The following is a 9,688-nucleotide window of genomic DNA, read 5'->3' on the forward strand; positions in this document are numbered from 1 at the left end:
CGACCGACGACGCCACGATCCCGGTCGAGGCGACCGAAGACGCCACGTACGCGCTCGTCGCGGGCCACCCCCTCGACCAGCCGATCACCCAGCGCGGGCCGATCGTGCGCTAGGTGGCTATTCGCTCGCCGGACCGTCTCTCACGGACGAGGCATCTCCTCGATCTCCCGAATGCGAGCCGTCTTCTCGACCGCCCGATACTGGCGCTTCCACGCAGCTTCCGGGAAGAGCCCGTTGCGATCGAACAGTTCGCGGGCCTCCTCGGTGAGCTCGTAGAATTTGTAGGGGTAGTCGCGAAGCCGCTCGCCCGTCTCGAACTCGCGCTCGCGGACGACGCCGACGTCCGCCAGCGTCCGCAGGTGTCGACGGATGGCGTCGTCGCTCAGCGACGGATTCGTGTAATCGAGTTCCTCGACGCTCGGCAACCCCTTCGGATGGCCGACCACGTCCGAGAGGATGTCGGCTCGCTTCTTGTCGGTCGCCTTCTGGAGCGCCCGCCACTCGTCGAACCCCGCGTCGGTGGCGTCCCGCGTACCCTGCCCCGACCCGCCGACCGCCGTATCGGGCCTCATGGGACGGTATTGCTCCCCCACCAGCATAAACACTCGCACTCAAATGCGGATACTACCGCAACTAGTTCCACAACTAATCCGACGGAGAACGTATAAGTGATTGCACGCCAGAATTCACAATCGAATGACGAATTTCGATGGTGGTGGATCCGATCCTGGAACACCCGACGATGCATTGATCCCGAGCGAGGAGGCGGTGATCGCCGACGTCGAGGCCATCTCCCTCACGCCGGCCGAACACCAGCGAATCAAGGATCTGGTCCACGGCGAGCAGCTGGCTCGCATCGAGGGCCACGACCGTCGGTATCTGGTCGCGGGGGCGGGCGGGGAGACCGGGGCCGCAAAGCGCCGGAAGCTGGTCTCCGACTCGCTCGACGAACGCGACGACCCGCCGGCCGTGGCCTTCCGCCTCGAGGATTTCGGGCTCACGCCGGAGGAGTTCGATCTCTGGCACCGGGTTTTCGACATCTGTTGCGGTCGAGCGACCCACATCGTCGCCGTTCTCGAGGATTTCGACGGCGGCTACGTCTGGGAGCTCGGGCTGATTTTCGCCCCGTCCTACCGAGAGAAGGCGTGGGTGTTGAAACGACGCTATCCCGATCCGGAGACGGAGCGGGCCCGGTACGACAACGGGATGGCCGCTTCGCACGTGAGCTCCCTCCTGACCGGCGATCGATGCCACGAATGGCTCGACACCGACGAGTTGCGAAGCGCCGTGGACGAGATCCCTTGATCGACGGCGTCAGTCCTCGTCCGACTCGAGCAGGCGCCCCTCCGCGACCTCGCTCCTGGACTCCGCGCCGATCTCCACGGCCCCATCCTCGTCGATCACGAGCGCGTTCGCCGTCCCGTACGACCCACCCACCGAGACGTCGTGGCCTCGCTCCTCGAGCCCGTCGATCACGTCGTCCGAGAGCCCGTCCGTTTCCAGGTGCAACCGGTTGTCCACGTCGTAGGGATAGGTCGTGGCCGGGAACGCGGTCGTCTCGAATCGTGGTCGGTCGATCGCCGCCTGCGCGTCGAGCCCGAACGCGACGACGTTGAGGAACTGCTGGGTCTGGCCCTGCGGTTGCGTATCCACGCCGGTGTTCCCGCCCAAAATGTAGGGCTCGCCGCCCCGGGTCGCCAGGTAGGGATTGGACGTGTGCCGGACCTTGTACCCGGGAGTCAGCCGATTGGGATCGTCATCCTCGACGGCGATCATCCGCATCCGGTTGTTGAGGTGGATCCCGGTGTCGCCGATCACCTGGAACTGCGCGCCGAGGCTGGTCGTCACGGCGGCCGCGTTGCCGTCTCCGTCGATCACGTGGAAGGTCGTCGTGTGACGGGCCTCGCTCCCCAGCGGGCGCCCGGCGCCACGCTCCCCGTCCAGCCCGGAGTCGATCGGCCACTCCATCGCCGCGTCCGTCTCGATCCGCTCGCGCTGGCTGGCCGCGTACTCGTCGTCGAGCAGTTCTGTGACGGGTACGTCGACCCGGTCGGGGTCGCCGACGTGGTGGTATCGGTCCGCGAACGCGAGTTTGAGCGCCTCGGCCTGGAGGTGGACGGCGTCGGCGTCGTCAGGCTCCAGCTCGTCGAGATCGAATCCCTTCAGGACGTTCAATGCCAGCAGCTGCGTGATCCCCTGGCTGTTGGGTGGGTTCTGGTAGACCTGGATCGAATCATCGTCCTCGTCGTCCGCACTCGGGTCATCCGCGTCAGCCGCGCCACCGTCCCACTCGATCGAGATCGGTTCGACGATCTCCGCCTCGAACTCGTGGAAGTCCTCGAGCGTGAGGTAGCCGTCGCGCTCGTCGGAGAACTCGACGATCGCCTCGGCGAGCGGCCCCCGGTAGAAGTAGTCCCTGGCGGCCTGGATCGCCTCGCTCCGGCCCTCGTCCCGCGCTTCCGCGTACGCCTCGGCGAGCGCCTCGAACGTGTCCGCCATGTCCTCCTGGGAGACGGTGTCGCCTTCCTCGACCAACTCCCCGTTCCGCTCGTAGATCTCACGCGCGTCGGGGCGCTCGGCGATCCGGTCGGCCCGTCGGTCGAGCCAGGATTCCATCCCCGGACTAACCGGATACCCCTCCCGCGCGAGCGTTATCGCGGGCGCCAGGACGTCTCCGAGGTCCAGCTCGCCGTACCGGTCGAGCCACAGCATCCACCCGTCCCAGGCGCCGGGGACGATCGACTGGTGCATGCCGTAGTCGCCGCCCCGCTCCGCGTAGTCCTCGGGCGTCGCCTCGGAGCCGACCGGTCCAACGCCGTCCACGCTGGTCACCTCTTCGGCCTCCGCGTCGTAGTACAGCGCCCAGGTGCCCCCGCCCAGCGCCGAGGAGAACCAGGGCTCGACGACCGAGAGGGCGCTGGCGACGGCGACGGCGGCGTCGGCGGCCGTCCCGCCGTCCGCGAGGACCGCCAGCCCCGCGTCGGTCGCGAGGTGGTGTTGCGAGACGACCGCCGCGGCGTCGGGTCGCGTTCCCGCCGCGGTCTCGGGGTCGGTCTCGGGGCCGGTCCCCGCCGCGGAATCTCCCTCCGCGAGCTCCCGGGAGCGCGTGCCGGCGCCGAGGACGCTCGCAATGGCGGTTCCGCCGGTTCCAAGCAGGAAAGTTCGGCGATCGAGCGGCGTGACCATTAGCCGGTACACGGGAGACGGCAGGAAAGTGGTTGGGGGTGACCGAGCTCCCCGCACCCGGGTCCGACGCGTCGACCGTTCGATCGCTGCCGGTCGGGAGCTCCCGCCCGGTCCGGGCGCGTCGCTCCGCGTCCGGGTATCGTCACGTTCGAAAAATGCGCTCGTCGTTCGAAATCGCCGGAATGCGGCGGTCCGAAGTCGGAATTAGTTGCGGACGACGTTCGTCGCGCGGGGGCCCTTGGGGGCCTGTTCGATGTCGAATTCGATCGATTCGCCTTCTTCGAGGTCCGGTCCGCCGACGTCCTCCATGTGGAAGAATACGTCATCGTCCGCGTCGTCCGTCGAAATGAAACCGTAGCCGCCTGTGTGGTTGAAGAAATCAACCTTACCGTTTGCCATTGCAAACAAGTGTACGGCCGTTTGCCGAATAAGACTTCCGAGGGTCGTGGTACCACGACGGCGGACGCGAACCAGCAGGAACGCGTGGGGTGCGCGCGGACGCCGTTCGCGGGGTCGCGCCGCCACGTCACTCGTCACCGGCCGGATCGTACGGCCGCGCGTCGTCGACCGACGGCGCCCCGATCGCGAGGACGCGAACGGCCGCGTCGGCCGCGTCCGGATTGAACGCCCGTTGCGGGCTCCCGGGGTCGACGAACAGGGCCTGGTCGGGTTCGACGACGTACTCGTCGTCCGGCGTCTCGACGTGGAGCGTCCCGTCGAGCACGTAGAACGCCTCGACCTGCTCGTCGTGGGAGTGATAGCGCAGCCCGGACTGCTCGCCGGGCGCGAGCTCGTAGACGCGGAGGCCGAGCTTCGAGTCCTGGTAGTCGTAGCCGGCCGCGACGCTGAGCGACCGGACGTCGGTCGGCCGGTCGTCCCACTGGTCGAGCTCGTCGGGGTCGATGAGGTGGTAGCCCATACCCTTCCCAGCCCCCGACGGTCAATGAATGTTCACGGCGGGCGGCGGTCGTCGGGGCGGCTCCCCGGCCTCGACGGGAGGATCGCGCGCGAGCAGATTCGGCGGCCGCGGTCGGTAGGCGACTACGACGGCCGCGGTCGGTTGGCGATTCGGCGGCCGCGGTCCGTAGCCGGTTACGACGGCCGCGGTCGGCGCGGCTAGTCGGCGCTCGCCCGGTGTTCCGCGAACTTCCCGCCGAGGTAGCCTCCGAGCGCGCCGAGGACGGCGCCGAGGGTCGCGATCAGCATCAGGGCGAAGAACATCGCCGTGCCGACGGCGATCGCCGCCCCTGGCTGCCCGATGGCGAGCATGCCCGAGACCAGTCCGACGAGGACCGAGGCGATGATCGCGAGCACCGGAATCAGGGGCAGCAGTCCCGCGAGCGTCCCCACGCTGACCGTCCGCTCGGACTCGCCGCGTTCGAGGTAGCCCGCCAGGGCGCCGCCGAGTGCGGGCGAGAACGGAATGAACGAGAGGACCGTCGTCGCGAAGGCGCCCAGCAGGGCGAACGTCCCGTACGAGCGAACCGGTTCGTCCTGCCGGCTCCGGCCGTGGGCCCGGTGTCTCGCGACGACGAACCCGATCGCGAACACCACCATGCCGAGGCCGGTCAACAGGAGTCCGGTGCCGATCCACGAGACGATGGCGTCGGCCACCTCGAGCTGTTCGGCCTCGGTGAGCTCGGTCGTGCCGACCGTGACCGTGACGACCTCGTCCTCGATCCCCTCCGCGAGGACGTCGCGGTCGACGAGGAACGCGAGCGCGCTCCCGCCGACGATCGCGAGCAGTCCGAACAGCGCCACGATCGCGCCCAAAATCCAGTCGACGAACGCCGGGACCGTGGTGCCGGCCGTCGGGTGGCCCTCCCAGTTCCCTTCGTCGGTGAGTGTTGGATCCATGACACCCGAACGGAGGTCGCTCGACGACTTAAACCTCTCAGGCGGTTCGATGGGGGTATCGAGGTCGAATGGGCTCGCCGGTGCAAGGTTCGATCGACCGGCCGGGGCCCCGATTCCATCGGAGAACGTGCGAGGACGACCGTGGCGGGAGTATCGTTCGCCGCCGCCATCCGGAAGGTGACGAACGGGGGGTGAACGCCTATTTCGGGATAGGATTCGATCCCCGGGCATTTCGGAATACGGTGCGGTCAATTCGCGGTGCACGCCTCGACGACATCGGTCGCCTCGAACAGGTGAAGGTCGTTCCGTCGTTCCGCCGCCGTTTGGAGTTCCCCCGCGAACCCGCCCTTCGAGAACAGCGCGTAGGCGACCGACCGGTCGGACCCGCGCCAGCGAACCTCCGGTTCCAGCGCTTCGAGTTCGGTCAGCAGGTTCGGTCCGACCGGTTCCGTCGTCCACTTACACTCCCCGAGAAGGAGCGTCTCGGTGCGCTCGTTTACGCCACAGACGTCGATCTCCATCTCGTCGTACCACCAGCGGCCCACCCGCGAACACGCCACCGGAAACGTCGGCTGCCGGACCGCCTGTCGGCAGACGTCCTCGAACGTCCAGCTGACGTGCCTCGGCAGCGTCTCCACGGTCGACGTCCGTACCGGTTCGGTGTGGCCTTGCTCCAGCGTCGCGCGGTTCGGCAGCACGTACCGAAACCAGAACCGGAGGAAGTGATCGGTCAGTCGGTACACTCCTCGACGGTTCGAATCGGTGACCGGCGTCTCGCGTTCGACGAGCGCGAGCCGTTCGAGCTTGTCCAGATATCGCGAGAGACTGCTGGCGGGTTTGTCGATCTCGTTCGCGATTTCGGTCACGCGACTCGCACCGGCGGCCATCGCCTCGAGGATCGCCATGTACGTGGTCGGTTCTCGAAGCTCTTGACGGAGCAGGAACTCCGGTTCTTCGTACAGGAAGGCTCCCTTGGAGAGGACGTTTCGTTCGACGTTGCTCGCGAGGTCGACGTCGGGTTCGAACTGCTCGAGGTACGCCGGAATCCCGCCCACGACGCCGTACGCCCGGATCAAATCCACTGCGTCGTATCCGGGCAAGAAGCCGCCGGCTTCTCCCACGGTCATCGGTTCCAGTCTCCACTGTCCGGTTCGCCGGCCGTAGAGGGGACTCTCGTAGCTCAAGACTCCCTCTTCCATCATCGAGATCGACGATCCGAGCAGGACGAGCGACACCGACGTCCCGTCGAGCACCTCGTCGACGATCGTCTGGAATACCGACGGGACCTCCTCGTCCGCCTCCACGAGGTACGAGAATTCGTCGACGGCGACGACGAACCGGCCGCTTACGCGGTTCGAGAGGTACCTGAACGCGTCCACGAATCCGTCGACGGCCGGCTCGACGTCGTCGAGCGCGTCGGCACACCGCCGCGCGAACGCCCCCGCGTTGGCCTCGATTCCCCGCTTGTCACAGAGGTAATACACCGAGGGGATCTCCAGCTCGTCGAGAACGGTTGTCACGAGCGTGGTCTTACCGACGCGTCGCCGACCGTACAGGACCAGTAACTGCCGGGCGTCTTCGCGGAGGTGCGACTCGAGCCAGTCGCGCTCGCGGACTCGATCGATCATTATGCACGCGATAATATTATCCTGTGCATAATAAATGGTGCGGTCTCGCGTTCGCTGACGTCCCCGCATCGAGCCACAGGCACCAACCCGTCGGGCGCGCGTCGCTCTGAGAGCGGCTCCTCGCGATCCGCGTTCGGCGAAGCGACCCGCGTTCGACGACGCGACCCGCGAACCCGTCGAACCTGCACGCCGACCGTCGACTCGGGCGAGAGGGGCGGACCTGCTCCGGCTTTCAGCGACCGCGGCGGTCACCGCTCCGACCCTACGCCCGCGGCGTCCGCAGCGTCAGCAGGATCACCGCCGCCATGATCACGGCCAGCGCCAGGTACCCCTCGTCGAAGTAGCCGTACTCGCCGATCACGCCGAAGAGCACCGGGCCGCCGGCGCCGAGGGTCGCCGTCGTCGTCCGGATCACCCCGAGGCCCGTCCCCTGGGTGCCCTCGGGGAACGCGTCGGCCAGGTACGACTGGGTGACCGCCCCCGAGCCGAGCATGGTGCTGATCAGCGCGGTGATCGGGACGAGGAGCCAGCCGGCCTCGACGAACGGCAGCAGCGCGAAGCCGACGACCGGCGGCAGGAGGACGGCCACGAGCGAGCCGCGCATCCCGATCCGGTCGTAGGCCGCGCCGGCGACCGGCTTGACGACAACCCCGACGGCGAAGAAGAAGCCGAACAGGAGGCTCGCGGTCGACGGCGACAGCCCCTTGACGGTCGTCAGGTACGTCGGGTAGAAGGCCGTGAACGACTGCCAGATGAAGATGTAGAGGAACAGGATGACGCCCATGAACCCGATCGCGGGATCGCGAAACGCCCCGAACGCGGCCAGCGCGTCCCGCAGCGACTGCGAGTCGCCCGATCCGCCCGCCGGGGGCCGGGCGGGAAGGGTGACGTAGATGAGGGCGCCGCCGACGAGCAAGAGCGGGATCACGAAGCCGAGCCCCACCTGCCAGGCGATCGCGACGGTGAGGGCGGCCGCGATCGGCGGGAGCACGGTCTGGCCGACGTCCCCCGTCGCCATCGTCACGCCGAGGGCGCTGCCGAGCCGGTCGGGGTAGCTGTGAGAGAGGAACGTGATCCGCGCGATCGGGTACAGCGAGTGGCCCAGCCCCCAGAGCGCGGTCGCGACGAACAGCACGATCGCCGTCGACGCGGTGACGACGGCGGCGATCGCGGCCGCCACCACGATCGCCCCCGCGGCCATGAGCAGGCGCTCGTCGTACCGATCGGCGAGCACGCCGCCGGGCAGCTGGCCGAGCGAGGCGAAGAGCCAGAGGACCGTCACGAGCAGCCCGGCGACCGCGAGGCTCAGGCCGTAGGTCTCCTGCAGGGAGGGGAGCACGACGGGGTAGAGCATCCGCGTCCCGACGAGCAGTCCCCACGCGGTGGCGACCGCGACCAGGGGCGCTCCCCGCCCGTCGGCCCACAGCGCCCGCGCTTCCCGTTTCAGGGCCGTCCGAACGTCCATGGGAGAATTCGTGGACGAATCGTTCCCGTCCGCGACCCTTAGCTACTGGTTTCGCCCCCGCCCGTTGCCTGTTCCGCCCGCGCTCTGGCACCTCGGTCGCGAGGCAGGCGAACGCAGCGGCGGTGCTGACCCACGCAGCGGCGTCGCTGCGCCCGAATCCGGCGGAGCCGTCGAAACCGGGGACGATCCCGGACCCGGCGAATCAAGCCCACGAACCCAAATAAGCGCCGAGCGTGAATCCGGGCATGACCGTCGTGGCCGAGTTCACGATCCCCCCGGAGGCGTTGCCGTTCGGGGAGACGCTGCTGTCGACGCCCGGGACCGAGATCGAAGTCGAGCGGATCGTCCCGACGCGGGAGTCGGCGTTGCCGTTCTTCTGGGTGTGGGGGGAGGATCCGGCGGTGTTCGTCGACGAGGCCGAGCGCGAGCCCAACGTGGCGAACGTGGAGCTCCTCGAGCGGGTCGAGGACGGCGCGCTCTTCCGGGCCGAGTGGGCGCCGAACGCGGAGCTCATCAGGGGCATCAACCGGCTGGACGCGACCGTCGTCGAAGCCGTGGGCACGGCCGACCGGTGGCGCTTCGAAGTCCGGACCCAGGACCGGTCCGCGTTCACCGACTTTCAGGATCTCTTCGAAGCCCAGGGGATCGCGATCGACCTGATCCGGCTCTACGACCTCGCGGAGCTCGTGGAGGGGACCCACCGGTCGGTGACGCCGGAACAGCGTGAGACGCTGATCGCGGCGTTCCGGGCGGGTTACTACGAGGATCCCCGCGAGACCACCCAGGCCGAACTCGGGGAGCGCTTCGACGTCTCCCACCGCGCGGTCTCGGATCGGCTGCGACGCGGCACCAGGAACCTCGTTGGCGACGCGCTGGTCCCGTCGGGGAGGTAGCGGCGACGGGCCCGGGTACCGGAGTGGCGCTCGCCCCGGACGGTAGAGCGACGGGCCAGGTGCTGGAGTGGCGCACGCTCCGGACGTCGGAGCGACGCGCCCGGACGGTAGGGCGCCGGCCCCGGAAATCGGGCCGACGCCTCGAACGCTGGTACGCGGTCCACCGCATTTCCAGATTTGCGGTCCATCGATCGCCTCGCGCCTCACTCATAAACCCGTTCCACGTGGAATCCCGCTCGGTATCCGTCCCACCCGAGTACCGTGAGTCGAGGGACGACCATGGATCTATCCGATTCGCAGGGCACGGCGCCGCTACACGCGTTCGACTGGACCGAATCGACGTCGCCGAGCACGGCCGTGATCCGGGCTCTCGCCGCGGTCTCGGGCGACGATCCGACGACGATCGAGCCGCTGTTCGACGTTCTCGATCCCGACGCGCTGGATCGGCTCTTCGCGCCGGCGCGGACGCCGCGGCTGCAGGGAACCGTCGCGTTCGAACACCACGGCTACCGGATCACCGTTCGCGCGGACGGTCGCGGGTCCGTCGTCCGGGAGGCCGACTCCGACGCACCCGCGGAGAGGCGACGGACGGATTCCGACCGTCGACGAACCGATTCCACGCCGATCACCGACTCCTCGCCCGCTGACTCTCGAACCGA

At 68.4% G+C, this 9,688-nt stretch carries 10 protein-coding genes; 3 read left to right on the plus strand and 7 right to left on the minus strand.

Annotated elements, in window-relative coordinates:
• Window positions 1-140: 140 nt before the first annotated feature.
• The gene (locus tag QZT59_RS13020) at window positions 141-572 is read right to left on the minus strand and encodes an ArsR family transcriptional regulator (protein WP_290816973.1); all 432 of its coding nucleotides are present in this window, start codon (window positions 570-572) and stop codon (window positions 141-143) included.
• A 124-nt stretch (window positions 573-696) separates the two neighbouring features.
• Here QZT59_RS13020 and QZT59_RS13025 point away from each other — a divergent pair, with 124 nt between their 5' ends.
• On the plus strand, window positions 697-1,305 hold the full coding sequence (locus QZT59_RS13025; protein ID WP_290816976.1) for a hypothetical protein: 609 nt from the start codon (window positions 697-699) through the stop codon (window positions 1,303-1,305).
• A 9-nt stretch (window positions 1,306-1,314) separates the two neighbouring features.
• On the opposite strand, the gene QZT59_RS13030 is transcribed toward QZT59_RS13025, so the two are convergent.
• The 6 genes from QZT59_RS13030 to QZT59_RS13055 all read right to left on the minus strand — a co-directional run bounded on the left by QZT59_RS13030 (window position 1,315) and on the right by QZT59_RS13055 (window position 8,136).
• Window positions 1,315-3,186 carry a gamma-glutamyltransferase family protein gene (locus QZT59_RS13030; protein WP_290816979.1) on the minus strand — a complete coding sequence of 624 codons (1,872 nt, stop codon included), beginning with the start codon at window positions 3,184-3,186 and terminating at the stop codon, window positions 1,315-1,317.
• A gap of 204 nt (window positions 3,187-3,390) precedes the next feature.
• On the minus strand, window positions 3,391-3,585 hold the full coding sequence (locus QZT59_RS13035) for a cold-shock protein (protein WP_290816982.1): 195 nt from the start codon (window positions 3,583-3,585) through the stop codon (window positions 3,391-3,393).
• A 127-nt stretch (window positions 3,586-3,712) separates the two neighbouring features.
• The gene (locus QZT59_RS13040) at window positions 3,713-4,105 is read right to left on the minus strand and encodes a cupin domain-containing protein (RefSeq protein ID WP_290816985.1); all 393 of its coding nucleotides are present in this window, start codon (window positions 4,103-4,105) and stop codon (window positions 3,713-3,715) included.
• A gap of 197 nt (window positions 4,106-4,302) precedes the next feature.
• On the minus strand, window positions 4,303-5,043 hold the full coding sequence (locus QZT59_RS13045; protein WP_290816988.1) for a DUF5518 domain-containing protein: 741 nt from the start codon (window positions 5,041-5,043) through the stop codon (window positions 4,303-4,305).
• A 248-nt stretch (window positions 5,044-5,291) separates the two neighbouring features.
• On the minus strand, window positions 5,292-6,671 hold the full coding sequence (locus tag QZT59_RS13050) for an ATP-binding protein (RefSeq protein ID WP_290816991.1): 1,380 nt from the start codon (window positions 6,669-6,671) through the stop codon (window positions 5,292-5,294).
• Between the two features lie 262 nt (window positions 6,672-6,933).
• Window positions 6,934-8,136 carry an MFS transporter gene (locus QZT59_RS13055; RefSeq protein WP_290816994.1) on the minus strand — a complete coding sequence of 401 codons (1,203 nt, stop codon included), beginning with the start codon at window positions 8,134-8,136 and terminating at the stop codon, window positions 6,934-6,936.
• Window positions 8,137-8,381: 245 nt separating this feature from the next.
• Between QZT59_RS13055 and QZT59_RS13060 the strand changes: the two genes are divergently transcribed.
• A complete protein-coding gene (locus tag QZT59_RS13060) occupies window positions 8,382-9,029 on the plus strand; it encodes a bacterio-opsin activator domain-containing protein (protein ID WP_290816997.1) in 648 nt (215 codons plus the stop codon).
• 279 nt (window positions 9,030-9,308) lie between these two features.
• On the plus strand, window positions 9,309-9,688 hold a 380-nt coding region (locus QZT59_RS13065), incomplete at its 3' end, for a HalOD1 output domain-containing protein (RefSeq protein WP_290817006.1).

It is taken from the genome of Halovivax sp. (genome assembly GCA_007119345.1).
Lineage (GTDB): Archaea > Halobacteriota > Halobacteria > Halobacteriales > Natrialbaceae > Halovivax.